This is a genomic window from Candidatus Filomicrobium marinum (assembly GCF_000981545.1).
Taxonomy (GTDB): Bacteria; Pseudomonadota; Alphaproteobacteria; order Rhizobiales; family Hyphomicrobiaceae; genus Filomicrobium; species Filomicrobium insigne.
Genome location: NZ_LN829119.1, coordinates 3,362,781 through 3,388,337 on the forward strand (window position 1 = coordinate 3,362,781; position 25,557 = coordinate 3,388,337).

Annotated in this window: 21 protein-coding genes; 1 reads left to right on the forward strand and 20 read right to left on the reverse strand. The window is 57.4% G+C overall.

What is annotated here, in order from left to right; translation table 11 throughout:
• The first annotated feature begins 120 nt into the window (after positions 1-120).
• Positions 121-1,200, forward strand: coding sequence for a sensor histidine kinase (locus YBN1229_RS15715; RefSeq protein ID WP_244466777.1), 1,080 nt, complete (start codon positions 121-123; stop codon positions 1,198-1,200).
• Positions 1,201-1,202: 2 nt separating this feature from the next.
• On the opposite strand, the gene YBN1229_RS15720 is transcribed toward YBN1229_RS15715, so the two are convergent.
• The 20 genes from YBN1229_RS15720 to YBN1229_RS15815 form a co-directional block, all read right to left on the reverse strand.
• Complete coding sequence (locus YBN1229_RS15720) at positions 1,203-1,688, reverse strand: periplasmic heavy metal sensor (RefSeq protein ID WP_052744006.1); 486 nt, start codon at positions 1,686-1,688, stop codon at positions 1,203-1,205.
• On the reverse strand, positions 1,685-2,203 hold the full coding sequence (locus YBN1229_RS15725) for a hypothetical protein (protein ID WP_046478380.1): 519 nt from the start codon (positions 2,201-2,203) through the stop codon (positions 1,685-1,687). The genes YBN1229_RS15720 and YBN1229_RS15725 overlap by 4 nt, the downstream gene beginning before the upstream one ends.
• 16 nt (positions 2,204-2,219) lie before the next feature.
• The gene (locus YBN1229_RS15730) at positions 2,220-2,900 is read right to left on the reverse strand and encodes a sigma-70 family RNA polymerase sigma factor (protein ID WP_244464908.1); all 681 of its coding nucleotides are present in this window, start codon (positions 2,898-2,900) and stop codon (positions 2,220-2,222) included.
• A gap of 57 nt (positions 2,901-2,957) precedes the next feature.
• Positions 2,958-3,953, reverse strand: coding sequence for an EF-hand domain-containing protein (locus YBN1229_RS15735; RefSeq protein WP_052744007.1), 996 nt, complete (start codon positions 3,951-3,953; stop codon positions 2,958-2,960).
• A gap of 108 nt (positions 3,954-4,061) precedes the next feature.
• Complete coding sequence (locus YBN1229_RS15740) at positions 4,062-7,028, reverse strand: bifunctional [glutamine synthetase] adenylyltransferase/[glutamine synthetase]-adenylyl-L-tyrosine phosphorylase (RefSeq protein ID WP_152024990.1); 2,967 nt, start codon at positions 7,026-7,028, stop codon at positions 4,062-4,064.
• 64 nt (positions 7,029-7,092) lie between these two features.
• Complete coding sequence (locus tag YBN1229_RS15745) at positions 7,093-8,511, reverse strand: HAMP domain-containing sensor histidine kinase (RefSeq protein ID WP_046478378.1); 1,419 nt, start codon at positions 8,509-8,511, stop codon at positions 7,093-7,095.
• Positions 8,495-9,175 carry a response regulator transcription factor gene (locus YBN1229_RS15750; protein ID WP_046478377.1) on the reverse strand — a complete coding sequence of 227 codons (681 nt, stop codon included), beginning with the start codon at positions 9,173-9,175 and terminating at the stop codon, positions 8,495-8,497. Before YBN1229_RS15750 ends, YBN1229_RS15745 begins: the two co-directional genes overlap by 17 nt.
• Positions 9,176-9,389: 214 nt before the next feature.
• The gene (locus tag YBN1229_RS15755; RefSeq protein ID WP_082101173.1) at positions 9,390-10,961 is read right to left on the reverse strand and encodes a Do family serine endopeptidase; all 1,572 of its coding nucleotides are present in this window, start codon (positions 10,959-10,961) and stop codon (positions 9,390-9,392) included.
• A 148-nt stretch (positions 10,962-11,109) separates the two neighbouring features.
• A complete protein-coding gene (locus YBN1229_RS15760) occupies positions 11,110-11,613 on the reverse strand; it encodes a cytochrome c-type biogenesis protein (protein WP_052744008.1) in 504 nt (167 codons plus the stop codon).
• Positions 11,614-11,632: 19 nt separating this feature from the next.
• Positions 11,633-13,612 carry a heme lyase CcmF/NrfE family subunit gene (locus YBN1229_RS15765; protein WP_046478376.1) on the reverse strand — a complete coding sequence of 660 codons (1,980 nt, stop codon included), beginning with the start codon at positions 13,610-13,612 and terminating at the stop codon, positions 11,633-11,635.
• A gap of 24 nt (positions 13,613-13,636) precedes the next feature.
• Positions 13,637-14,095, reverse strand: coding sequence for a cytochrome c maturation protein CcmE (gene ccmE / locus YBN1229_RS15770; RefSeq protein WP_046478375.1), 459 nt, complete (start codon positions 14,093-14,095; stop codon positions 13,637-13,639).
• 18 nt (positions 14,096-14,113) lie between these two features.
• Entirely contained in the window at positions 14,114-15,313 is a 1,200-nt protein-coding gene (gene ccmI / locus YBN1229_RS15775; RefSeq protein ID WP_046478374.1) for a c-type cytochrome biogenesis protein CcmI, read from the reverse strand.
• Positions 15,314-15,421: 108 nt separating this feature from the next.
• A complete protein-coding gene (locus YBN1229_RS15780; RefSeq protein WP_082101174.1) occupies positions 15,422-15,931 on the reverse strand; it encodes an RT0821/Lpp0805 family surface protein in 510 nt (169 codons plus the stop codon).
• Positions 15,932-16,119: 188 nt separating this feature from the next.
• The gene (locus YBN1229_RS15785) at positions 16,120-17,505 is read right to left on the reverse strand and encodes a sensor histidine kinase (RefSeq protein ID WP_046478373.1); all 1,386 of its coding nucleotides are present in this window, start codon (positions 17,503-17,505) and stop codon (positions 16,120-16,122) included.
• A complete protein-coding gene (locus tag YBN1229_RS15790) occupies positions 17,495-18,169 on the reverse strand; it encodes a response regulator transcription factor (protein WP_046478372.1) in 675 nt (224 codons plus the stop codon). The genes YBN1229_RS15785 and YBN1229_RS15790 overlap by 11 nt, the downstream gene beginning before the upstream one ends.
• A 121-nt stretch (positions 18,170-18,290) precedes the next feature.
• On the reverse strand, positions 18,291-19,619 hold the full coding sequence (locus YBN1229_RS15795; RefSeq protein ID WP_046478371.1) for a TIGR02594 family protein: 1,329 nt from the start codon (positions 19,617-19,619) through the stop codon (positions 18,291-18,293).
• A 29-nt stretch (positions 19,620-19,648) separates the two neighbouring features.
• Positions 19,649-23,548 (reverse strand): baseplate multidomain protein megatron, encoded by a 3,900-nt coding sequence (locus YBN1229_RS15800; RefSeq protein ID WP_046478370.1) that lies wholly within the window; start codon positions 23,546-23,548, stop codon positions 19,649-19,651.
• A gap of 2 nt (positions 23,549-23,550) precedes the next feature.
• A complete protein-coding gene (locus YBN1229_RS15805) occupies positions 23,551-24,027 on the reverse strand; it encodes a peptidase P60 (RefSeq protein WP_244464907.1) in 477 nt (158 codons plus the stop codon).
• 14 nt (positions 24,028-24,041) lie between these two features.
• The gene (locus YBN1229_RS15810) at positions 24,042-24,914 is read right to left on the reverse strand and encodes a DUF2163 domain-containing protein (RefSeq protein WP_046478369.1); all 873 of its coding nucleotides are present in this window, start codon (positions 24,912-24,914) and stop codon (positions 24,042-24,044) included.
• Positions 24,911-25,549: a DUF2460 domain-containing protein gene (locus tag YBN1229_RS15815; protein WP_046478368.1), complete on the reverse strand. Its 639-nt coding sequence runs from the start codon at positions 25,547-25,549 to the stop codon at positions 24,911-24,913. The genes YBN1229_RS15810 and YBN1229_RS15815 overlap by 4 nt, the downstream gene beginning before the upstream one ends.
• Positions 25,550-25,557: the final 8 nt, after the last annotated feature.

A 25,557-nucleotide genomic window follows, 5' to 3' on the forward strand; every position in this document is an offset into this window, starting at 1 on the left:
AGTACCGAGTTTGTCAGCGGGGGCGGGGGCGGCAATTTACAAATATGGCGGGGCATGCGAATGGCGTGGACGGTGTCTGTCCGCCCTCACGGGAGACTTGTGTCTTTCGCGATGAGGCGAGTGACTCACTCTGACGTCGACCGCCCCACGGTGTCCCATCAGCTCGCACGATGTGTTTTGCGTTTTTCAGGCCTTGCCTTGCGCATAGTCTTGATCACGGCAGCATTTGCCCACGTCACCACAGCTCCAATTCTCGCGACCTTGGCTATCATCGGCGCGGTAGTTTCGTTGGTGACGTCGGAGTGGGTACGCGATTGCTCCTTCGTTGCGAACAATCAGACTGACGAAAACCAGGCGGCTGATCCTGCCGCGTCGATCCAGGCGGCCCCATTTCCCGTTCAAGAAGCGCCTTTTGATCCGCTGACGCTCAACTTTACGACTGGAGCTCCTTTATCAAGCCCAGCCTCAAGCTGTTATCCAAATGAAAGCCTTATCGATAAGATAGCTCCGGCGAACGACGCCGATGCCTGGGCTGGCCTGTGCGCGCGCTTGAGTCATGAACTACGGACACCACTTAATGCGGTGCTAGGCTTTTCTGAGCTTATGAAGGCGGAATTGCACGGCCCCCTCGGCCGCCCCCTTTATCGCGAATACGTCAGCCATATCCGCGACAGCGGTCAGGCATTGCTCAAATCCACGGAAGACACGCTCGCTATAACGGCCGCACTGTCATGCATCCGCTTGGGAAATGGCGCAGTGAGCAACCGTCTGGCGATCAAACCACTTCTAGAAGATGCATGGCATTTCATTGAGCCGACCGCGCGTGCACGCAATGTTCAGCTTCATCTGAAGGCACCAGCTGATCTGGAAATATTGGGAGATCCCCGCGCACTGCGCCAAGCCATCATCAACCTGTTCGAAGAAGCCGTCAGCCACGCAGCCAAAGATAGCCGGGTCGAGGTCACCGCGACACCGGAGCGTAGTATCACGTATCTTGATGTACGCGCGTATAGTTCGCATGAACGCTTAAGCGACACTCTGTCGATCCATCTCGCGCGCGCACTCTTCGACATTAACGGCGTGCGTCTCGATACCCAAAGTAGCAAGGGATGTTGGCGGGCCATTACGCAGCTTGACCGCGCCGCACAGTCGGACTTCTTTGATTATCTTAATAGCCCATCAGTCGCACAGAATTCCTGAGCTCAACGCTTCCGAGACCCGCGCCACTCCTCATACCATTCAGCATAAGCACGACGCTCTTCCGGCGTCATCTTGTCGATCATGGTTAGAAACTGCTCCGACAACGAGCGCCGGGCCGTCACCCTTTCCGCGAGAATCTCGTTCAAGGCGGAGACAAACTTCTCTCTATCGAATGGATCGGCCTTCAAAAGCTGAACAGCTTCGACTTGCCTGTTGCGAATATCCCTACGAAACGATCGCCAGTGCTCCTTGTAGGATTGAGCAAGTTCGCGAAAGAGCTGTTGACGTTCGCCCTCCAGCCGATGCGCAAAGCCACTGACCCCGTGATCCTTCCACGGTCGCCACCCATGGTGTGAAATCTTTGCGCCGATAAAAAAGCCCGCTACGAGGAGATTCAGCGACAAAGACACCACAAACGCCCACCACAGCCAGCCTCTCCTGCCAGCTTGCTGCGCTGATCCTGAGCCAGAGCTGCCTTGATCGCTCATATTTTATCTTCCTCGGCGAAAATAACGAAGCCATCGTCGGCCAACGAAGTCGTAAATGTCTCCTCATCAAGACTGCTAACTTCCGACGTTTGCTCAACGGGTGACGCAACCAAGCCGCTTTGCCCGACCATAATGCCCGTGACGAGGCAAGCCGCCATAAGGGTCGCGGCCTGCCACAACCGGGCGCGGACCGACTGATAGGACCTGACGTTCGGTAGTGTCTGCCTGAACGAAGCCGCCTGCCTCTTTTCAGCAAGCGCGCGCGCCATGATCCGGTCACCCAGATCATTCAGGCGCATTGAATCGGATCGTCCCGATGGCAATTGACAGTTCATGATTACATCATCGAGGACGCAAGCCTCCCTCAGCAATCGTTGAGCCGCTGCGTCCTCAGCCAAAAACGCTGCCACGCTCAATCGTTCGCGCGCGGGCCAGCGATCGCGGTCGCCTCCATAAACTTCGAGCAAATACCGCAGTCGCTCCATGTCGCGCTGTCTGTTCTGTTCGCTCGTCATGTCTTCCTTCCGACGCTCATTCTTCGAGCCCTTCAGGCTCTATATCCAGCAGTTGCCGCCAAACACCGGCAAGTTTGCCTTTCAGTCCCCGCCGTCCCCGCGCCAGCAGAGATTCGACAGCTTCCGATGAAGTCCCCATTTCTTTCCCAATCTCGATGAGACTGAGTCCCTCGTGGTGAAACAGTAAAAGCGCGGTCCTTTGCCGTTCTGGCAATTCTTGCATCGCTTGTTCGACGCATGCACTCACGTCAGCCGCCTCTAATCCATCCAACTGTCGCGGCGGTTCGATTTCCTCGGGCACCTCCTCCACGACTCTCAGTCTGTGATTGGTACGCTGACGGTCGATGCACAAATTGCGCGCCACACGAAATAGCCATCCACGAACGCCATTGGCGCCGACTTCAATTCGGTCTGCCGTACGCCACAGACGCAACATCGCCTCTTGGGCGACATCTTCAGCTTCGGCAGTGTCACCCAACAACCGTCGAGCCAAACCAACGACAGCTCTTAAGTGACGATCAATGAGGCCACGAAAAGCGCCGTCATCACCTTCAATCAGCCGCGCCATAAGAACACGGTCGTCGTCGAGAGGCACCGCCCCCAATGACGCGTCAGTATCGACCCCCAACGGCCTTTGCGTTTCGAACTCCTGCCCGGAACCGCTTCCAGATCCGGGCAGGACGGACTTTGCCGCCACGCTGAACCTCAAATGTCTTTGACGTGCCAACACGTCATGACCTCCGAATGCCAGCCATTACTTCTGGTCTTTGGCATCCGCCTTGGCCTCCCAGTACCGCGCAGCACGCGGCGGGAGATCATCAACGGTCACCTTACCGTCGCCGTTGAGATCCATCATCGAAAAACGTGACTTAGTCTTGGCAAGGTATTCGTCCTTGCTCACACTTCCATCTTTGTTGGCGTCAAGAACGTGCATGCGAAGCTTTTGCTTATAGGCTATCCGCTCCGCTCCACGGCCACCGATCTCATCCTGATCGATCACACCGTCATCGTTCTTGTCCATGCGCGCAAACCGTCTGTCTACCCGTTCGAGAACACGGTCTAGATCTCGCGCCTGGCGTCCGCGCCACCCTTTACCGCCATGGTGATCCCCACGATGCCAACGTCCTTCGTGGTAACGTTTGCCCTTATGCTCGCGCCCTTCTTCGCGGTCACCATCGTCGGAAGCCTCAGCCTGGCGATCGTCGGCGTCCTCAACATCGTCAGCACGGTGCCGATCGCTCCGTCCAAATCGGGGGGGAAGTTCATCATCGGTGATCTTCCCATCGCCGTTAAAGTCGCGCTCGGCAAAACGGTCCTGCGCAGGCTTTCGGAATTCTTCTTTCGAGATCTTTCCATCGCCGTCAGTATCATAGCGCTTCAGCATACGCTTGATGCGGTAGTCCAACTGCGCCTGTTGACGCGCCACCAGCTGTTCACCGGTCAGGCTGCCCTTGCCATCTGTATCGAGCTCAGCAAAGCGCTCTTCGCTTGGTTTCAGGAACTCTTCCAGAGTTACGACGCCATCACCATCGGCATCGAGCTTCTTAAGCTTGGCGAGTTTGCGATGAAGTCGGTGATGACCCTTGCCGTGACCTCCGCGCCCCCAATCGCCATCATGGTGATATCCATGCTTGCCATGAAACCCATGATGTTTACCGTGATGCTCAAAGTCACCTCGAGCCATTGCTCCTGCTGTAACAGCGCCCATGATCGTCAGAACACCAGCTGTCAGCATCAAAGTTTTTCGCATAAGTCTTCAACCTCCTTGCGCATCACGCAGATTTAAAGGCCCAGGCGTGACCCTCATGACAGCAAGAACGCAAGGAGTGAGTGTATTCCGTCGCAGCGCAGAAAAAATTTAACGAACAATCTCCTCGAACATATCGGCCACGGCGGCCAAGGTCACCGTAAGGTGTTCTTCCAGCATAATAAAACTGGGAGCATCCCCTGCCCGCGCCAGGAGTTCCTTCAAGCCGAGCGGGGCGGTATCACGATCAAAATTGCCATCCGTACAAATACGTAAAATTTGAGTGAGATCGTGAATGAGTCGTGTTGCCGGCAAAAGGACATCAGCCTGTCCAGCCGTGAGGAAACCGGCATCGCGCAGCCGTTCCAGAGACGTGTAGGTAGTTTGATCAAGCACTTCCGGATTCTGGCCCGCCGAGACAAGTTGCAGAAACTGAGCGATGAATTCGAGGTCCACAAGCCCGCCACGCACGTGCTTAAGATTCCAGATATTAGTCGCCCCCTTCTCCGCAAAAATACGCTCACGCATCTCACGGACATCACTGGCAATCTTGCTCCGATCACGCGGGCGAACCAACACATCACGGATTGACGTGGTGACCCGTTCGCCGAGGTCACCGGTCGCCGCCACGACCCGTGCGCGCGTGAGAGCCATATGCTCCCACGTCCACGCCTCTTCGGTCTGATAGTTGACGAAACTCGAAATCTTCGTCGCGACCGGTCCTTGCTGACCTGACGGCCGCAAGCGCATGTCCACGTCATAGAGTTTGCCTTCCGCCGTCGGAGCCGAAAGCGCACTGATCAATCGCTGCGTCAGACGCGCATAGTACTGCGACGGCGAGAGAGGTCGCTCACCATTCGATTCCTCAACACCCGGAACAAAATCATACACGACAATCAGATCGAGGTCAGAAGCAGCAGTCATCTCACGACTGCCAAGCTTACCCATGGCAATGACAGCCACCTCGCCTCCGGCAATTTGACCGTTCACACGGGCAAGCTCATCACGCGCGGCTGTTAAAAGCGCCGCAATGAGACGTTCGGCAACAAGCGCATAAGCGCCGCCAGCCTGACTGGCATCGATCGTCCCGGACAGAACACGTACGCCAATCAGAAAGCCCTGTTCATTCCCGACAATGCGCGAAGCATCGAGCACGCCTTGAAAATCTGGAGCAGCCGCAATCTCCGTCGCAATGATTTCGTCGAGCTCCGCCGCAGAGGGGCGCGTATCATAGGTACGCGGATCGAGCACCGCATCGAGCAAACGCCGCCGCCGCGATAACACGCCTGCCAACCGAGGCGCCGAGCCCATAATGTGCGCAACAAGTTGCATCAACCCGGGATGTGCGCGTAGCAATGAAAATAGCTGCACGCCTGTCGGAAGTTGTGAGAGGAACCGATCAAACGTCGCGATCGCCGCATCCGGATCCACAGTCGCAGCAAGCGCTTCGATCAGCAGCGGCTGAACCTCCGTCAACCGTTCCTGTGATCGCGGAGACCGTACTGCAGGATAACGGCCATGATGCCAGCCCCTCACCATGGCAATCACGGTAGACGGCTGAGAGAACCCCATGGCTTTTAATGTCGCTACTGTTTCCGGGTCGTCCTCTCCCCCCGCAAAAACCATATTGGAGCCACGTTTCGTAAGCTCCGGCATATCCTCAAAGAGCGCAGCGTAATGTGCCTGGACCTTTTCGAACACGGCTTTCAGTGCCAGGGAAAACTGCTCAACGTTTTCATACCCACTGAACAGGGCCAAGCTCTCGAGTCTCTCAGGATCATCTGGCAGCAGCTGCGTTTGCTCATCTGCCACCATCTGAAGTCGATGCTCGATACGCCGCAGAAAACAATAGGCCTGCACCAAATCATCCCGAACGTCTTCTCGAATCCAGCCACGCTCAGCCAACGTAGCTAGGGTATCGAGGGTTCGTCTTGAACGAAGGTCTCGCTGACGCCCACCGGCGATGAGTTGTTGCGTCTGAGCGAAAAACTCAATCTCGCGAATGCCGCCGCGACCAACCTTGATGTTATGCCCAGCCACACCGATCTTGCCGAAGCCCTTGAAGGCGTGGATCTGCCGCTTCATCGCATGCACATCCGCGATAGCTGCGAAGTCAAGGTACTTGCGCCAGATAAAGGGTTGCAGCTCCCGCAAGAGCGCCTCGCCGGCACGCAAATCACCCGCCACGGCACGCGCCTTAATTAATGCTGCCCGCTCCCAATTTTGCCCGAAGCTTTCGTAGTAGGCCATTGCCGCATCGGTCGACATGGCCAACTGCGTCGCCCCAGCATCGGGCCGTAATCGGAGATCTGTCCGGAAGACGTAGCCGTCCGCCGTATGCTCCTGGATCAGCTTCACCAGCTCGCGTGTCAGCCGCACAAAAAACGTCTGCGCTTCGACACCTTCGCGGAGCCGTGCGCGATCCCGGTCGAAAAAGACGATAAGATCAATATCGCTGGAATAGTTCAGCTCGTCGGCACCGTACTTTCCCATTCCCAGCACGATGTAACCGGATCCGTCTACGCCTTCTGCCCCCTCCTCCGATGCAAGCCAGTCTCCCTTCGCAATCGCACGGGCAAAGAGATAGCGGACGCTCGCACGCAGAGCAGCATCCGCCGTTTCACTCAAAGTCCGCGTCACTGTCATGACCGACCACACGCCACCCAGGTCGGCCAGCGCAGTCAGCAACGCTACCTCGCTTTTAAATTCGCGAACCGCACGCATGATGGCCGCTTGATCGCCGGCCTCTGTCGCAGCCTGAGTCGACTTCTCCAAACGCACTTTAAGTGTTTCGAACAAATCTTCCGGGTTCGTCGCCAGAACCCGAAAGAGGCGGGCAGGATCACGACGCGCTAGCCCAAACAAGTAGGGGGAGCCGCAAAACGTGCCGATCAGAAGTTGTTCAGTTTTTGGGGCCGACAGAATTTGGCTGATGGTCGCGCTTTCAAAGCCCGCTGCTTCCGCAGAAGCCCGCAAATCTGCGACTTCACCCCTCCAGCGCTCTGGAGATGATGCATAAGGAGTTTCCGCTATGCGCGTATAGAGAGCGCCGCTCGCTTCGTGATCTGTTAGTCCCATCTCATCGCTCCGCATCCTCGCCCGTTTTCGATGCCCGAGCGTTATGGACTTCGCTATCGAGGTATCAGGGACCGGCAGGTAAATCCACAACGGCACGCAGGCCAGGTTTGTTGTCTTCGAGACGGATAGCACCGCCATGTAGCCGCGCAACTGCAGATACGAGGCTCAGCCCAAGCCCCGTTCCCGGTGCTGTGCGGCTCTCCTCCAGCCTCACGAAGCGTTCGACAACGCGCTGCCGATCAACAGCTTCAATCCCTGGTCCGTCATCACTCACGCTAATTTCGACGCGATTGCCGCCACAACGGCGTACGTTAACCTCCACGTGACCAGCCAGCCGGTTGTCGCCATCAACACGGCTGCGTCGGGAGGAATACTTGATGGCATTGTCGATGAGATTAGCTATTGCCTGAGCGACTAACCGGCGGTTGGCATTGAGCTTCACGTCATGCTCAACCTTGGACGTCAGTGCCAGCCCGGCATCATCCGCCACAGGCTCATAGAGCTCCACCGCATCCCGTATCAGTGCGCCAATATCAACAGGCTCCAAAGTGGAAGATACGGCGCCGGCCTCCAACCGCGCAATCAGAAGCAATGCGTCGAAGGTTTTGATAATCTCGTCAGCCGCTTCGATAGTCTGTCCCAGACCATCCTGCAATTCCTGACTCGTCGTGGCATCTCGCAACGTCGCTTCTGCGCGGTTGCGAAGTCGGTTCAAAGGCGTCTTCAGGTCATGAGCAATGTTATCTGAGACCTCGCGGAAGCCCGTCATTAGCTGCTCAATTCGAGACAGCATCGTGTTAAAGCTCTCGGCGAGACGATCAAGTTCATCTCCCGTATGCGAGCGGGGCAATCGCTGGGCAAGGTCTCCGGCCATAATGGCACGGCTCGCCTGGCGCATCCCTTCAACACGCGACAGAACGCTCTTCCCAATCACCAGACCCAGAACCAAACCACCAACGCCAAGGCAGCCAAAGCCAATGAGCGCCAAGATACGGATGCGGGCCGCCAACGCCCGCTGATCCTCAATGTCACGCGCGACAATCAAAAGACCGCCGCCGCTCAACCTTACGGGAAGACCAGCGGCAATCCGCTCCGATCCTCCCTTTTTGCCATTCGAGGTGTAGTCGAAAACCCCACCCGTCATCCCATCGGCCAATTCGGACGGCAAACGAGAAAGATTGCCCGCGAGTTTGGAACCCGTAGCGTCCGTCAGATAGTAGAGATTGGATTGATTTAACTCAGAGCGAACATTGATCGCCCGCGTGATAGCATCCAGCCCCCCCGTCGCCTCCGTCGCACTTAAGACCTGCGCCTCAGACGAAAGTGTCCGCAAAACCTGTTCGCTCAGCACTTTGTTCGTCTGCCACACAAGACCGGCAACAACGAGTGCCGCGACGACAAGAAACGCGACCACAGCCGCCGCCGTGACACCGAAGACGGTCGTATAGAAAGCTGTTGTTGTCCGCTTATTCGCTACCGTCACGGATCACATACCCAGCGCCGCGCACCGTATGCAGCAGCGGCCGATCGAAGCTTTTATCAATCTTGGCCCGAAGCCGGGACACGTGCACATCGATCACGTTCGTCTGCGGATCGAAATGATAGTCCCAGACATTTTCAAGAAGCATAGTCCGCGTTACGACTTGCCCAGCGTGCTTCATGAGATACTCAAGTAAACGGTATTCGCGAGGTTGAAGTTGTATGGCTTCACCTCCACGGGTTACGCGATGCGATAAACGATCAAGCACCAGATCCGCGACCGCATAACGCGTGACTTGCTCTTCAGGCACGGTTCGCCGAGAGAGCGCTTCAACTCGCGCTAGCAGTTCAGCGTAGGCATAAGGCTTCGTGAGATAATCGTCTCCGCCGGCTTTCAAGCCCTTGATGCGGTCATCGACAGCGCCCAACGCGGAAAGCACGAGGACTGGAGTTTGCTTTCCTTCTTCACGCAAGGTTTTGATGATTGTTAGACCATCGAGTTTCGGCAGCATTCGATCAACAATCAGAACATCATAGCCGCCTTCACGGGCCATTTCGAGCCCGGTCTCGCCATCCTCTGCCCAGTCGGCGGAGTGCCCGCTTTCCTTCAACGCCTTTACGAGAAAGCTGGCTGCTTCGCTGTCGTCTTCAATAATGAGCACGCGCATCGTCTCTAATCCACCCTTCCGGCAGATATCCGATTAAAACCTTATCGGCCTGAATTTTATACGATTATGATACCGCCAGGGTTCTCATAAGCCCTACCAAAATGCGAACGCTCTTAAAAAAGAAGACGGGAGTGGTTCAGTGGTCCTAATGACCCGAACCACTCCCGACATTTAGTCTATGTGGCACTCACTTGGCTGCGTGAGCACAATGCGCTCAGCTCTTCTTAAGTTGAACAGCGACGAACCGTTTATCGTTGCCGGACATCACATGCAGCAACACCGCGGGACGGTTCTTTTCGCGCGCTTGTTTGAGCCCCTTAACGACGTCATCAACGCTCGACACCTTCACGCCCTGAACTTCAAGCACCCGATCCCCGGCTTTGAGACCCTTGCGAGCTGCGTCGGATGAAGGATCGACATTCGTAATCCGAACGCCTTCCTCATTATCGTCATTAGCTGCAGCAAGCGAGAAACCCAGCTGATCGAGCTCAGCCGTCTTTGGCTCGGCCGGCTGCCCCTGATTCAGAGCCGCCAGTTCGTCCTTCGAGGTTGGAAAGCGTCCGAGATCAACCTTGATGGTCTTCTCCTTACCATCACGCCAGACACCAACATCAACCTTGGTGTTCGGCGAATACGCTGCGATCTTACGAGCAAGATCCCGGCTATCCGAAATCTCAGACCCATCAACCGTCAGAATAGCGTCCTGGGTTTCAAGACCTGCATCCTGAGCAGGACCGTTCGGCGTAACCTCCGAAACCAGAGCGCCCTTCGGTTCCTTCAAACCAAGGCTGGCAGCTGTATCCTCGTCGATGTTCTGGATCTTAACACCCAACCATCCACGGCTAACCGTACCGTTGTTCTTCAGCTGCGCGATGACGTCAGTCGCCGTCGCTGCGGGAACAGCAAAGGCGATACCTACGTTGCCGCCCGAGGGGCTGTAGATCGCGGTGTTCACACCGACCACGTCACCGTTGAGGTTGAACGTCGGACCACCAGAGTTGCCACGGTTCACCGCTGCATCGATCTGCAGATAGTCATATGGACCAGAGCCAATATCGCGACCCTGCGCCGAGAGGATGCCGGCCGTCACAGTACCGCCCAAACCGAACGGATTACCAACGGCCAAGACCCAGTCACCAACGCGCGAAGGCTTATTGGCAAACTTCACGAAATGGAACTTGATGTTGTCGGGATTCTTAATTTTTAGAAGCGCTAGATCCGTGCGAGGATCCGTTCCGACAAGCTCAGCCTCGAATTTGCGATCCTGGTCGAACTGAACCTGAATCTCGCTGGCATCATCGATGACATGGTTGTTCGTGACAACATAACCGTCCTCGGAAATGACGAAGCCTGAGCCTTGCGCCAAGCTAGGACGGCGTGGCTGACCACCACCTGGTCCGCGGAATTCCTTAGGCAGATTCTTGAAGAAATCATGCAGGGGGTGATCGTCCGGGAGGTCTGGCAGACCCGGGATTGGCTGGCCCTGTTGATTCTCCTCATTGGACGCCATGGCTTTACCGCCATTTGTCACAGAGATACTGACGACGGCGGGCTTCACCTTATCAACGATGTCCGCAAAGGTCAGAGGCGCGCGGGGGAACGGCGCTTCAGCTGTCTGAGCTTCCGGCTTGAGCTGAGCAACCGCTTGCTGGGGCGGGCTGAAAAATACTGCCGAAACACCGGCAGCAGCAATAAGCGCCGCGGCAGCACAACCATTGCGAAGATTCTTTGACCGGAAAATACCTCCGGCGCGGGTTTTTGAAACCTCATTGGTCTCGATAGGCATTGGGGCACGTCTCCATCTAGCGAAACGACAAGCATGTTCACCAACAAGAGATAGTGCGTGCGCGCTTACAGCAGCCTTTCGAGAGAATTAAACATTCGTAATATTCAGCGGGTGTTCTCTTCGTCAAAACACCACAAGCCTGAAAACCTCACTTCTCATCGAGAATTTTGCGCAACTCAGCTTCTTCGTCAGGAGTGAGTGACTGAGCGGCCGAAATCGTTTGTGCTGCCGCATCGCGTCCACAACTGGATAAAAACACACGATAGGCTAGCCAGATCCCTGAAATCAAAGCCAGGGCCGGCGCAAGCCAAAGCAGCAGCGTATGCGTGTTAAATGGCGGCTTAAGCAGCACAAATTGGCCGTACCGCGCAACCACAAAGTCCAAAACCTCGCGGTTCGTATCTCCGGCCTTCAAACGGTCCCGAACGAGAAGCCGCAGATCCCGTGCCAACGGCGCATTGGAATCATCAATCGACTGATTCTGACAAACCAAACACCGTAGCTCGAGAGATAATTCTCGGGCGCGCGTTTCTAGAGCCGGATCCTTAAGTATCTCATCGGGCTCAACGGCCGCGCCAACACCGGCAAACATCGTGGTCGCCAATGCCAGCGAACAAATACCAACGCGCACTTTCCGTATGAAGGTTGCCATTAGAAGCATATGCCTCCGGTCATTCGGCAGGAGCCACTGCAAACCCGCGCGAGCGACGTGGTGCCCCCACACGCAGACGACGATCCGACAACGACACCGCTCCGCCCACAAACATGATCAGAGCTCCGAGCCAGATAAAGCGTACGAGAGGATTAAAATAGAGCCGGATCGAATAACCGCCATCCTCCTGCGCATCACCCAGCACTGTGTACAGGTCTCCGCGCCAAGAAGCATGGATGCCGGCCTCTGAGGTCGCTTGCGGTGGCGCGTCGTATACCCGCTTGGATGGCGACAGCGTTGTAACGAAAGCACCGTTCTGATGAACCTCGAACTTTCCAACCTGCTCGCGGTAGTTAGGTCCGCGTTGGGGCGCCACACCCCGAAATGTCAGATCATATCCTGAAATTTCCCGGCTCTCTCCTGGTTTCATCAAGATAACCTGCTCGCTTTGATAGGCGGTTGTCGCCGTTATTCCGACGACCATCAAACCGACACCAAAATGGGCCAACGCAGTGCCAAAAACAGAACGTGGAAAATTCCAGAAACGCCGCCGCGTCTCTGCAAAGGGGACCAATCCGAGCTTCGCGCGATACGCCAATTCCGAGATCGCTCCACCCATGATGTAAACGCCTATAGCGAACATGACAGGCGCTAACCACGGACCACGTCCGAACATCGCAAAGACGGCAACCATGACCAAGACGGCCACAAGCGCCGCAACCGCAAGCCGTTCCGCCGCTCCGCGGATATCGCCACGCTTCCACGCCAATAACGGACCGAAAGGCATCGCCAAGAGCAACGGCACCATCAAGGGCACAAACGTCATGTTAAAGTAGGGCGGCCCTACGGAAATTTTTTCTCCGGTAACCCCCTCTAGCGCGAGTGGATAGAGCGTACCGACCAGGACAGTAACCGTGGCCGTCGTCAACAGCACGTTGTTGAGCACGAGACTGCCTTCACGGCTGATCGGCGCAAACAGGCCGCCCTGCCGCAACTGGCCCGCACGGAACGCATAGAGCGTTAGCCCGCCGCCAATGAACAGCACCATGATCCCCAAAATCGCAACACCGCGTTCGGGATCAACAGCAAACGCGTGCACGGATGTCAGAACACCGGAGCGTACAAGGAACGTGCCCATCAGAGAGAGTGAAAACGTCAGGATCGCCAGCAGAACGGTCCAGACTTTCAGAGCCTCGCGCTTCTCCATGACAAGTGCTGAATGCAACAGCGCCGTACCGGCAAGCCAAGGCATAAACGAAGCATTCTCGACGGGATCCCAAAACCACCAACCACCCCAACCGAGCTCGTAGTAAGCCCACCAAGACCCCATCGCGATGCCGAGCGTCAAAAACATCCACGCCGCCAAGGTCCATGGTCGAACCCAGCGCGCCCAGGCCGCATCTGTCCGGCCTTCAATCAACGCTGCGATGGCGAAAGAGAACGCCATCGAAAACCCGACATAGCCCGCGTAAAGAAAAGGCGGGTGAAACGCGAGGGCTGGATCCTGCAGGATTGGGTTGAGACCACGTCCCTCGAAGGGGGCAGGGTCAAGTCGTAAGAACGGGTTCGACGTAAACAGAATAAACAGACCGAACGCCAAGGCGATCGACGACTGCACTGACAGGACGTTGGCTCGTAGTCGCGAGGGTAGATTACCCCCGAAGACAGCAACCAGAGCGCCAAACAGCGCCAGAATAAGCACCCACAAAAGCATGGAGCCTTCGTGGTTTCCCCATACACCAGAAATTCGATAGATCAGCGGCTTCGCTGAGTGCGAGTTAGCGGTCACGTTCGCGACGGAGAAATCCGATGTGACGTACGCGTAGGTGAGCGCACAAAATGAGAGAAGCAAAAGGATGAACTGCGCGAGCGCCGCGGGTTCGCCGGTCGCCATCATGCGAACATCACCCGTACGCGCCCCCCACATCGGAACGATCATCTGAAAGAGTGCAACCACGACCGCGAGCACAAGCGCGAAGTGGCCCAATTCAATGATCATCGCCTTGAGACCCTTTCCTGCCGATTACTGATTGCCCGGATGAGTCGCACCCTGCCCGAGCTTCACGCCCTTCTTCTCCAGCGCATCCGCCACTTCCGGCGGCATATAATTTTCGTCGTGCTTCGCAAGCACGGTATCGGCCACAAAGAGACCGGCATCCGTCAGCTTGCCCTCCGTCACCACGCCTTGGCCTTCCCGGAAAAGATCCGGAAGTATCCCTTCATAAGTGACATTCACAGTCTCAAGTGTATCGGTTACGGCAAACTGGACCTTGGTTCCAGCGCCCCGCTTCACCGATCCTTCCGCCACCAACCCACCAAGCCGAAAGCGTTTACCAGCTTCAACCTTGTGAGCCGCGACATCGCTCGGCGTCTGAAAAAAAACGATCGTATCACGCAGCGCAAACATAACCAGGATGGCTGCAACGGCCAGCAGAGCAACCCCGCCGCCGATAAGAACCCCTCTTTTCTGCTTACGCGTCATGATGTTCCTTAAGATCCGTCACGTTCCAAGACCGAGTTCGACAGCCAAGCCGTCGAGCGCCGCCCTATTCTCGCTGCCGTCAGGAAATGTCTTTCTCGCGCGATCAAGCGCCGCCAACGCGTCGTCCTTCCGGCCCAACACCGTATAGGCACGTACCAACCGTATCCACCCCGCAAGATCATCAGGCTTTTGCTCAAGTCGGGCCGCAAGCTGAGTGACCATTTGACTGATGAACTGACTCCGCTGCTCCGCTGTCATCGATTGCGCTGCAGCGATATCGGCCGCAGATGGACCTCGCGGAGTCTCTGAGCTTTCCGGCGAACCATTCGGCTGAACCGCAGCTGTCTTGTCTTCTGCCTTATTCTCGTTGCCTGCCTCTACCGGTTGCCCTGTGACGGTGGCTAAGCGCTGAGCAACGACTTCTTTCCATCGGGCATCTTCAGGTGCGGATGCCAGCAACGCGCGATACGCGTCCGCTGCAGCATCGCCTTTGCCATCCTGTTCCAGCGCTACAGCTAGCCAGAAACGTGCTTCAGCAAAATCGGGCTGGCTCTCCAACAGACGCTGATAAGCTTTGCGTGCAGGTTCCGTCACAATCCCGTCGTTGTCGAGAATGGTCGCTTCAGCGAAGCCTGCAAGTCGCTTTGGGCTTTCGCCCTGCAAGCGAATGGCCTGCGCGTAGGCATTGGCCGCTTCAGCAAAGCGCTGCAGTCGGAGATAAACCGGAGCAAGAACATCCCAACCCCGGCCGTCTTCGGGATGTGCGCGCAGCTCAGCCTCGACCCTGCCGATAAGATCGGCGACAGTTGCATTTTGGTTAGGAGTGGTGAGACGCGCTGCATGGGGCTTGCTGGGCAGATCGGGAGCACCGAGACTTAGATAAACACCCGCACCAGCTAAGGCGATGAGCACTGCAGAGGCCACAGACACCCATGAGCGATACCGCTCTCCGATCCCAGTCGTTCCGGTATCATCGCCCTGACCGGAACCAGCAACTGCCAACACACGGCGGCCGAGCTCCGCGCGGGCGCTTTCTGCTTCCGCTGCTTCGATAAGACCACGCGCACGCTCGGCTTCAATTTCAGCCATTTGGTCTCGATAAACGGCCAAATCCGCTTGACGCGATGCAGCCGCCTGCACACGCGCACTCAGCAGGGGCCGAGTAATAACCGCAATTACGGCTGCAGTTAATGCCGCAAACCCTATCCAGAGAACCATTTGCCATCCAAATCCGAGCCTCGGATTTGGATTAAGGTGATGAACCCAATAACACAAGGCCCGTAGGCTGAACCGGCTCTATAGGTCGCAACCCAATCACGCCACGGATCAACCCACGTTGCGCCAAGTTCCATCCGGATTACGGCAGGCCGTTCCGCTCATCGTCTGCGGCCGCCCGTCAATATAAACGGTATGCTTAAAGTCACGACAATCGTATTCACCACGCCGATAAGTACGGGTCGGTACGACCTCGCCATAGTGTCCATTATCGGGGTTCCGCCAAGGCCGGGCGACACCTGACTGGCCAGTCTCTAGAGCCGCATATTCGGCTTCCTGCGCCAACATCCGATCCTGCTCATCAAGCGACTGACCGATGGAATGACCGACGATACCGCCGACGAACGCACCCGCTACCGTCGCAAGAACACGCCCCGTGCCGTTGCCAACTTGGTTGCCAATGATGCCGCCGGCAACAGCGCCGACCACCGTACCGGTATCAGCCTTCGTCGGCCCTTCAGGACCGCAACCAGCCAGCACAAGCGCAGCTCCTGCAACAACAAGGCACTTTAAAACCGAACCGGTTGCAACACCCGTTACGGAGAACGGCAATTTGCCCATCGTACGTTTCCTGCTGGTTCAGGTGCGGATAACCGCGCCTGGACAAATACTGAGCCGCGCATTGCGTTAGGGAGCTTCATAACAATGGCAGCATTGTATTGCCGATAACACTTTGGATTCGGGCAAAAGTTCGACGCCGCTGTGGCCGAACAGCCACCGAAGCCCCATCACAAGCCCGTAACACCGAACTACACGGCCGGAAGATCCAAACGGATGAGCAATCCACCCTTCGCCGATTCATCGAGCCCGAGGCTGCCTCGGTAGGACTGAGCCAACTCGATCACAATCGACAACCCCAAACCCGACCCAGGCTTGGTTTCATCCAACCTTAGTCCGCGCTGACCAATACGAGCTCGTTGCTCACTCGTCAGCCCCGGCCCATCATCCTCCACAACAATCTTAAGCCGACGCTGCTGAGGCCGCGCAGTCCGACGTGGTACCGCCACGCTGAGGTAGACGCTCCCACGCGACCACTTAGCCGCATTGTCGAGCAGGTTGCCAAGCATCTCCTCTAAATCCTGCTTCTCTCCTTGGAACTTCGCATCCTCGGGACACGTCACGGTAATGCTGACACCCTTATCGCGGTATATCCGCTCAAGAGCGCGGGCCAACGGTTCGACGACAGGTAAAACGGGCGTTGAACGGCCGATAACGCTCACCCGGGCCGCCATCCGCGCACGATCAAGGTAATGAGTGATTTGATCACCCATGATTTTAGCCTGTTCGGCCACCTTTTCGCCGAGCGGTCCCTTGTGCTCGCGCGCTTCGTTGGTCACTACCGCCAGCGGTGTCTTCAAGGCGTGTGCGAGATTGCCAACCTGCGTACGCGCCCGTTCCACGATATCGAGATTTGACTGGATCAGCGCGTTAAGCTCTTCTTGTAGCGGTTCAATCTCTGTTGGGACCTGGCCTTCAAGGCATGTCGCCCGGCCCGATCGTATCTCTGCCAGGGCGCGTTGCACCCGCTTCAGTGGCGCTAGGCCGAATCGGATCTGGAACAACGTAACCAGCATCAAGCCAAGCCCTACCAAGGCCAAGGCTATCGTAAGCCGGTTACGGAAATTCACGATCGACGTTTCAAACCATTCAAGCGGCCCAGCAACGATAATCGAATACTGCTGACCGTCCGGGTCATTTCGCAATGTATCGAGAATTTCGACGATCCGAACACGCTCGCCACTGGGACCCACATCATTGCGCCAACGGGTATTCGTCTCCGGGTCCACTGGATACCCAAGCGCATATGGGGACGTGAGGCGCGCGTTACCCAGGGAAACAGATGCAAGAACAGGCCCCGCCGCATCCCCGACCGGCGAAATCTGCCAGTACCAGCCCGACTTGCTGACCTCAAATAGAGGTTCATAGCGGTTCGTAGGTGCCACAGGCTCATTACCGGTCGCGGCCATACTATCCACATCCATCGCGATCACGAGCTTCTGTAGTTGGCCATCAAAACTGGTCTGAACATCCTCGCGATAGAGCGAGTAAATGAGCAAGCCAGCGAGAGGTAGCGCCAGCAGTGTCCACACTGCTGACGTAGCAAACATACGAAAAGCGAGAGAGTTAAGCTTCATCGCCGCCGCCGCAACTCATGCGGTAGCCCAGCCCCCTCACGGTCTCAATCACATCCGTCGGAATTTTCTTGCGAAGCCGCCCAATAAACACTTCGATCGTGTTTGAATCTCGATCAAAGTCCTGATCATACAGATGCTCAACGAGTTCCGTCCGCGAAACAACGCGTCCGTTATGGTGCATCAAATACGCAAGTAGACGATATTCGTGAGACGTCAGCTTAATCTGCGTCCCGTCACACGTAACCCGGGCCGATTTGGTATCGAGCCGGACACTCCCACATTCAATCTCGCTAGAAGCATGTCCTGATGCGCGCCGCATCTGTGCACGAGCACGCGCGAGCAACTCTTCCATGTGGAACGGCTTCGCCAGATAGTCGTCGGCACCCGCATCGATGCCCTGCACCTTGTCGCTCCAGCGGTCGCGCGCAGTAAGAATGATCACCGGCATCTTCCGGTCAGAGCGCCGCCATTGCTCAAGGATCGAGATGCCGTCCATCTTGGGCAGGCCAATATCGAGGATCACAAGATCATAGGGCTCGGTATCACCAAGAAAGTAGCCCTCCTCCCCATCACTGGCGGAGTCAACAGCGTATCCAGCACCACTTAAGGCGTCGACAAGTTGACGATTGAGATCCTGATCATCTTCAACGACAAGAACGCGCAATGGAATGTGCCCCGATTTGTTTCCCGACCCCCCTTATTAAGGAAGCGTAAGAGAAATCCTAGCCGTTGAATGGGCTTTGCGCATCCCCATTTGGCACCAGCGTGTGAAACGCCTCAAACGCCTATAGCTTCAAGCTCATAGCTTTCCGCATAAGCGGCCGTTTTGCTTGAGTACGCCCATAAATTGCCATCAAGGTTCCCACGAGAGCCGTAAGAGCCTGTCCGACTTGTAGGACCTCTTCCCCCACCTGCCGCACCAGATCAGCCGTAATATCCAGCCCCACAATCGGCGCGATGGCTGGCAAAACGCTGGCCGCCGCAGCGATCAAAGCGCCCCACACGGTCATGGACTCACCCCACCACTTTGGCGTGACGTCTGAGGATGGTTGCTGAGAACTCATACTTGCATCTCCATTTCGCTGCTCGATAGACAGGTTTGGTTTGCTTGCCGAAACTTGGCCAAGAGGCGGCAATGTTTTCGCCCCCTCCAATGTCTTTTCAACCCGCGACAGCCAGCCGCGTCCGAACCGCCAGAAATGCGGCAACGACCGATATCGGCGCCGGCGGATCTCAGCGTACGTCCGAATAAGATCAATAATCGGCATGGCAGCAATCCTCCCGCGCGTTTCTGCTCCGATCTCCCCGTCGACGGCAGCCCCACTCGCTTCCTGCAAAATACGAATTGCAGTACCCACACCGTGGTTGACCGCGGCATCGAAATGCATGAACGCGAGCGCCGGGGCCAAACTCGAGCAGCCCGCGGGACGCCAATAACGTTGCCGGTAAATTTCGGTGACTTCGGATTCGGAAATACGCCGCAAGCCGGTGATCAGATCATCTCTGCGCTCAGATGTAACTTTGAGCCCACGCCAAGCCGCGAACGTCGCCAACGTGATCCCCTTGTTCGTCGGACCACCAGGATCATGCGGATCGTCGGTATATCCGCCCTCCATCTCTAGGACATGCGCAAGCGACAACTCAAAGAAGTCGTCTGAGCGAGGACTTGAAACGCCAGTTTCGCGTTTGGGCCATCGCAGCGCCACAAGCCGCGCGCGATTAAAAGCCGTAACGTTGACTTCATTTGCTTGGTTACCGCCCAACAGCCACAGGCGCGTCTCCGTCCATCCGACTAGAAACCCGACATGGCCCAGCGCCGTATCACGACCTCGACTGAGAACAACAACAGCACCAAAACGCTCTGCCGCTAAGGGAACTCCCCACTCCACGTAAGACCGCGCCATGAGCGACCGCGTACTTGCAACACCCGAACGTTCCAAACTTGCCCCCAGGAATACAGCGCACCACGCCACCTCATCCCGGCGAACACTCTCGTGTCCAAGCTCCCGAAAGAACTCAAGAATACGATCGTTGTGACGAGCTCCACTAACTTCGCGTTGGCCAAACTCCTCCCATGCCTGCGTAAGCCAGCCAGGCTGCTCGCTTGCTGCCATCACACATATCCTTGTCGTGGTTTATCCAGTCAGAGGACCGCGGTCGCTGAAGCCCCACGGCCGAAAACCGCGCTTAGCTGAGCAATGCGCACACGAACCTGCTCCTGTGCGCCGCCGAAATCTTCCATCTGGGCACTGATCGTATACGTTACCGACGAAGTGTCAGACGTCAGCGTCCGCGCCACCGAACCATCCGGCCGAAGAATATCGATCTCATAGCGTTCGAATTCTTCGGCCAACGGCACGACTGACGTCCCCCAACTGTCGCCCCCAACCCGCGTGCGACGTACCCACGTCACCTCAAGCTCACCGCCCGCACGCCTCCCCCGCAAATGAACCGGCGCATAGGGCCTGAGACCAATGCCGCGAAACGCATATTGCTGTTGATCGTAGGAAGCGTCGGCGAGATCCCGGTTCGCCGGGCCATAGCGCCAGAAATAGGGCAGCCCCAGCTCTTCTGGACTGAGATCAACGCGTGCAATCGCGCCATTGAGCATCACGAATGGCGCACCCGCTGCGATGGGCTCACCTGCTTGCATCGCGCCTTCGCTGCCTGCTTGCCCGCGCAATAAGTCCGACAGAAGATAGGTCCCCGATCCGATCAATTCGGCCATTTCAAATTGCAGGATCTCCCAATCACCGGCGCCGGTACGCACGGCCGCGGCATTGGCCCCAGCCAACAATTGAAGTCGAGAAACCGAATACAGCTCACCACCAGAAACAGACACCTGAAGCCGGTGCGCATGATCAATCCGGGCAATCGGTCCCGGCGGTAGCGATTCGATCGTCTCGCCCAAAATCGCTGGCGCAGCAGCCGTAGACCGAAGCCGATAGCCCGCCTCTTCAGGCGATCCATAAAGAGCGATTGCTCCCGGCCAAGGTGACTTCAAAGCCGCAAAATAGGCTCCGCAGGCGGCATGAGTGTCCTCATCTGAGGTGAGCAACGGAAGATCAAGAAGTTCCACTTTTGGGCGTCCGACATCGATCGGTCCGACCCCACTTGCTTCTCTATCGGGAGCTGAACCGCCCACGTAGATATCCGGATCGATGCTCCGCGCCTCGATTTCGCGGGCGCCGTGGTCTCCTATCTCCGTGATACGAAAAAGTTGTTCGTTCCCAAGGCGGGTCAGACGCACGACGTCCCCAGGCTCGAGCCCGATCTGGCTCGGCGGCAGAATGAAACTCGCACGCTCCCGCGACGCCCACGTCTCAAACAGCCAGCTCTCCGCAATACGCGTCGCTTGGTCCGCCTCAAGTACGATAGGCAAATCCGCCCGGCCTAAACGGCCACTTGCTCCGACAAGCCGCCGTGCATCCACCACCGCTTGCTGATAGTCCGACAGACTAGAGATATAGTTGAGTTTTGCCGACGCAGGCAGGTCAGTCTCTTGCCCACGCACAACCGTTGCCAGCGGCGTGTCTGGGTCGCCCTCAACAAGATCGGCCTCAACGAAATCAGCAGCAAGACCACTGGCACCGCGATGCCGGAAAGCAATCGCGCCTTGACTCTCGACAGCATCGAAGAAATACGCGAGCCCCAACGGCTGCAGCGCATCTCGCGCACTCATCGCGCGATCGACGATGTAACCCGGCACCATTCCCTGCAAGCTTTCCGCTTCGAAGCGATCGAAATCGAAGTCCCGCAAGATCGCCTCAACAAGCTCCGACAACGGTACACTCGCAAGCCGTCCGCTCAACCAATGCCCAAGACGCCAGTTCGCTCCATCTCCCCAGGCTTCGAGGTTCTGAGGAAAAGCCGGATACGGACGAGCATCCCAGCAGTAGGCGTAGATCCTCTCGCAATCGACCATCCGCCCGCCATAAACCTCGGAGACGGGATTGAGCCCAGCGACGTATCCATCCGCATCTGGGTCAAAACCGCTGACGAAGGCACGGATGTAGCAACGTTGCATAAGGTCATCGCGCGCACCGTTCGAGTAGTACGGCAACGCCGTCTCCGAACTTTTCGGATCGACAAAAACGTTAGGTTGGTTCGCGCCTTTGTCCGCTGCCGGACAACCAATCTCCATGAACCAGATAGGCTTGGACTGAGGCACCCATTCCGTTGCGGCCACGTCCTCAACACCGCCGGGCCGATTGAAATGAGCGTTGATCCACCAGCTTCGGACATCCTTGTAACGGAACACCCAGGGCTTTCCCGCTCCGTCGGTGATCGGCGTACGCGCCTGCACATCACGATCCGTCGGGCTCGCATAATACCAGTCGAACCCTTCGCCCCCGACGAGATTGCTGCGCAGATATGCGAGGTCGTAAATCGAACGATGCCCCCCGACGTAGTCGAGGTGTTCTCGCCCATCGCGCCAATCCGCCAGCGGCCAATAACAGTCAATCCCAATGGCATCGATCGACTCTGACGCCCATAAGGGATCGAGATGAAAGCACACGTCTCCGGAGCCATCCTGCGGTTGATGTCCGAAGTACTCAGACCAATCCGCTGCATACGTAATCTTGCAGCCTGCACCAAGCACGGCTTTGACGTCATCCGCCAACGCACAAAGCGCAGCCACGAAGGGATAGCTCCCCTCCCCGTCTCGCACCCAGGTTAACCCGCGCAGCTCGGTTCCAATTACGAAGGTATCAACCCCACCCCCGGCCTTCGCGAGATGCGCCAGATGCAGCACCATCCGTCGATAGGACCACTCCGAGGGCCCCGAATAGGAAACGGTCCGACCAGAAATATCGAAGTCAGCCGCCTCCGCCGTTCCGACAAAGGCTGCAATCTGCGTGGCTGCCGTCGCCGTCTTATCAGGGCTCCCCGGCTGACCTGGAGCGGGATGGCATGTAATACGGCCACGCCACGGGTAAGCAGGTTGCGAAGCCCCACCGTAGGGATTGGCCAACGCGTTCCCATCGGGCACGTCCATTAAAAGGAATGGCGTTAGCGTAACGCCGATGCCGCGCTGCTTGAGATCGCGGATGGCATCGACCACCGTTCTATCGGCTGGCGTCCCTCCATAGGCCGCCGCGCTATCATGCGTACTGATAAGATGTGCCTGAGCCCGCATCGCGCCACCGGCGCGCCACGTAAAGGGTTCGGTCGTCTTCTCCGCAATATCAACACCCGGGCGTATCGCGCAGTGACCAGCACGCAGATCCGTTCCGAACCAACTCACAATGAGCGAAACATTCTTCGCGTTCGGCAGCTCATCTTCAAGCTGATCGAGCGCCACCTGCCAGTCGCTGGCACCTTGCAGGGTGTGGACGTTTTCAGCTCTGGTTCCACCGTATCCGAACGTCCGCACCACCGGCTCGGGCGCATAGACAAATTCGCCCGATCCCGGTATCAGCACAACCCCGCGGATCTCCTCGGCAAACGGTTCGACCGAGCGATAAACCTCAAACGACAGCTGTGGCAGCCGATTGCCGAACCGCGCCAAAGGCAGACGCTCAAACACAACATACGCCGTTCCCCGATAGGCCGGAGCCTGATCTCTCCCCTCCCGCGCGGAGATGAGTGAATCAACGGGCTGCGTCTCAGAACCACGATAAAACCGCGTCACATAGCGTGACAGATCAATCTCGGCACCGTCGGCCCATACGCGTCTTAAACCGCTAATCTCGCCTTCGCAGATCGCCACCGCGAAGTTGGCATAATACCGATACTCAACACGTTCGATGCCGCCTCCACCGCTGGAAACACCCTTCCCGCCACCGGACGTCTCGGTTGTCGTGCGGACCTCTTCTTCAAAATCCGTTGCCCAAATCACTTGGCCCCCGAGCCGCACACGGCCATAGATCCGTGGGATCGCCGCGCCTTCAGTGGACGATGCGACGTAGGCTCCGGCAAGCGCTCCAATCTGCGACCCGATGGTCGCGCCCGAGATCGTTACCCCGAGCACACTCATGCCGGCAGGCAGAACCGCGCTGCCGACAGCGGCGCCTGCAGCGGCCAAGGCCAGTGTTGCCATTCTCAATTGATCCCAGGAAACGAAAACACGCCAGCAATGCGTCGACGCCACCAAGAGGTCAACGCAACCTCGCTAACCGCAACGCCCTCCATGGCGTGCACAAACGCCACCGGGCTCGTCGCAAGTCCGCAGTGCTTTGCCGCAAAGCCGCAGCGGTAGCGAAACACCAGGACCTGCCCCGCCGCGATCACATCTGGTGGCAGCTCCACGAGATACGTGCGAGCCGCTCTTAGAAGCAGTTCCTCTCCCGCTCGCGAAGACCAGTCACGCGTATAGGCTATGGGCTGCTGCACCTCAGATCCGTAGAGCTCCCTCCAAACTCCGCGTATGAGCCCCAGGCAATCGGTCCCCACCCCGCAACGGCTGGCTTGGTGATGGTAAGGTGTCCCAATCCACGCACGCGCCAGACGCACCACGTCATCAGAGGAAGCCATCCACGCGCCGCACGCTTCAGTTGGCGAGACGTCCACGGTTGCCATTGAGTTCAATCCGGTCAGCTTTTGTTAGTCCGGCTCGGCGCGTACGCCGCCACGAAGTCGTTGCCGGGCATATGCGGGAAGCCACGAAAATTCGCGGCGTTGAAAAACTTCTCCCGGCACGTAACGAGTGTCTTGTCGCAGCCCGCGCGGATGAGAAACGTGTGCCCCGGTTCGAGCGGTGCCCGTGCCGCAGTCCACAACTCGATCTGAATGCCGCTTCCCGGCTTGGAGTGCGATTTTACTTCTATCGACTGACCGCTCGCAGCTCCACTCGAGAAAGTCAGAAGCCCGCGAGTAAACCAACCGTTTGCGAAAAGTTCGAGCCCGCTAACGCTGAAGCGGCGAGGGCTGATGACCGTGACGACCTCACCCGCAGAAGTGTATTCCGCTGTGTCCAGAGCAACCTTGCAGCGATGATCTCCAAGATCGGCCCCACACGTGTATTGGAAAACCCTGCCTTTGGTCTGCTGCAGGTAATGCGCAAGCCCACGAACTTCGGCCGCAAAACCTATGCCCGCGCGGCGCACCTCTCCGAGGCTTCCCGAGCGCATCAGCACACGATTTTCCGGAGCCTCCCAATCGACCCGGAAAATCTCGACCTGCGCATCATCGTAGAGGCCAGCCGCCAGATCAGTCTCCGTCAGCCGTTCTGACGTTAGCGCACCCGTCACCTCCAAGTTATCGACGCTCAGCCCGACGGAGTCCCGTATTTCACTAGCCGTGAAGCCCGTAGCCGCCTCAAATACGGTCTCGTCGAAAAGAACGTTTCGATCATGATCTGTGAAGCCTTGCGTCACACCATCATGCCGTTTCAATCGCCAACACCAACACAGCGTCGTCACACCGCTGGTAAGCTTTGCAGCCAATCCCTCGGGCAGTTGCTTCATAGGCGGATCTCAACAACGGGAATGTTAGGGAGGGCTCCGTGCGTAAATCCCTGTACGTTGACTTCAAGCTTGTCGGTATCGAAACGGACCGGGACATCAAACGCGAACCCAGCCGACACAACCGCACCTGCCTCCGGTTCATAACCAGGCAAAAACGTCACGAGCCCACGCGTCGTATCAGCCGAGAACACCTCACCCTCAGCCACCGGCGTTCCATCGATCGCAACGAGCACGCTCTCAGCCACCGGCTTCTTGATCTCCCGAACCCACGGCGCATCCGCGCCACCATAAGTCTTGGTCAGCGGAAATACGGCGCGGGCACCGTCCCCCACACCAATCACCTGGTCCTCAGCGCTCGGCACCTGTCCGGGCGTACACGACTTCCAGTCGCTATGATCTCGCCAACGAAACCCGTAAAGCCGCCCACGCCGCTCTTCGAAGAAGGTGATCACCGCGTGCAGATCATCCAAGGAACGTACGCCGTATCCCGCATTAAAACTGCGCCGCGAATCCGCCCACCGGCTGTTGCGCTCTTCGAAGCCGGAACCCAGCACCACGACATCCGTCCGGCGTTCCGGTCCACCTTGCGCTCCCCGGGAAATCCCGCTGGGAAAGCGCACCTCATGAAACGACATAGCCAGTT

What these genes read in the sequence shown, in the direction of transcription:
- YBN1229_RS15805 (WP_244464907.1), bottom strand. Translation starts at nt 24,027, where the DNA reads ATGGCAACCGTGGACGTCTCGCCAACTGAAGCGTGCGGCGCGTGGATG.
- YBN1229_RS15720 (WP_052744006.1), bottom strand. Translation starts at nt 1,688, where the DNA reads ATGAGCGATCAAGGCAGCTCTGGCTCAGGATCAGCGCAGCAAGCTGGC.
- YBN1229_RS15740 (WP_152024990.1), bottom strand. Translation starts at nt 7,028, where the DNA reads ATGGGACTAACAGATCACGAAGCGAGCGGCGCTCTCTATACGCGCATA.
- YBN1229_RS15755 (WP_082101173.1), bottom strand. Translation starts at nt 10,961, where the DNA reads ATGCCTATCGAGACCAATGAGGTTTCAAAAACCCGCGCCGGAGGTATT.
- YBN1229_RS15800 (WP_046478370.1), bottom strand. Translation starts at nt 23,548, where the DNA reads ATGGCAACACTGGCCTTGGCCGCTGCAGGCGCCGCTGTCGGCAGCGCG.
- YBN1229_RS15760 (WP_052744008.1), bottom strand. Translation starts at nt 11,613, where the DNA reads ATGGCAACCTTCATACGGAAAGTGCGCGTTGGTATTTGTTCGCTGGCA.
- YBN1229_RS15810 (WP_046478369.1), bottom strand. Translation starts at nt 24,914, where the DNA reads ATGAAGCAACTGCCCGAGGGATTGGCTGCAAAGCTTACCAGCGGTGTG.
- YBN1229_RS15725 (WP_046478380.1), bottom strand. Translation starts at nt 2,203, where the DNA reads ATGACGAGCGAACAGAACAGACAGCGCGACATGGAGCGACTGCGGTAT.
- YBN1229_RS15735 (WP_052744007.1), bottom strand. Translation starts at nt 3,953, where the DNA reads ATGCGAAAAACTTTGATGCTGACAGCTGGTGTTCTGACGATCATGGGC.
- YBN1229_RS15765 (WP_046478376.1), bottom strand. Translation starts at nt 13,612, where the DNA reads ATGATCATTGAATTGGGCCACTTCGCGCTTGTGCTCGCGGTCGTGGTT.
- YBN1229_RS15815 (WP_046478368.1), bottom strand. Translation starts at nt 25,549, where the DNA reads ATGTCGTTTCATGAGGTGCGCTTTCCCAGCGGGATTTCCCGGGGAGCG.
- YBN1229_RS15795 (WP_046478371.1), bottom strand. Translation starts at nt 19,619, where the DNA reads ATGGCAGCAAGCGAGCAGCCTGGCTGGCTTACGCAGGCATGGGAGGAG.
- YBN1229_RS15785 (WP_046478373.1), bottom strand. Translation starts at nt 17,505, where the DNA reads ATGAAGCTTAACTCTCTCGCTTTTCGTATGTTTGCTACGTCAGCAGTG.
- ccmI (WP_046478374.1), bottom strand. Translation starts at nt 15,313, where the DNA reads ATGGTTCTCTGGATAGGGTTTGCGGCATTAACTGCAGCCGTAATTGCG.
- YBN1229_RS15750 (WP_046478377.1), bottom strand. Translation starts at nt 9,175, where the DNA reads ATGCGCGTGCTCATTATTGAAGACGACAGCGAAGCAGCCAGCTTTCTC.
- ccmE (WP_046478375.1), bottom strand. Translation starts at nt 14,095, where the DNA reads ATGACGCGTAAGCAGAAAAGAGGGGTTCTTATCGGCGGCGGGGTTGCT.
- YBN1229_RS15780 (WP_082101174.1), bottom strand. Translation starts at nt 15,931, where the DNA reads ATGGGCAAATTGCCGTTCTCCGTAACGGGTGTTGCAACCGGTTCGGTT.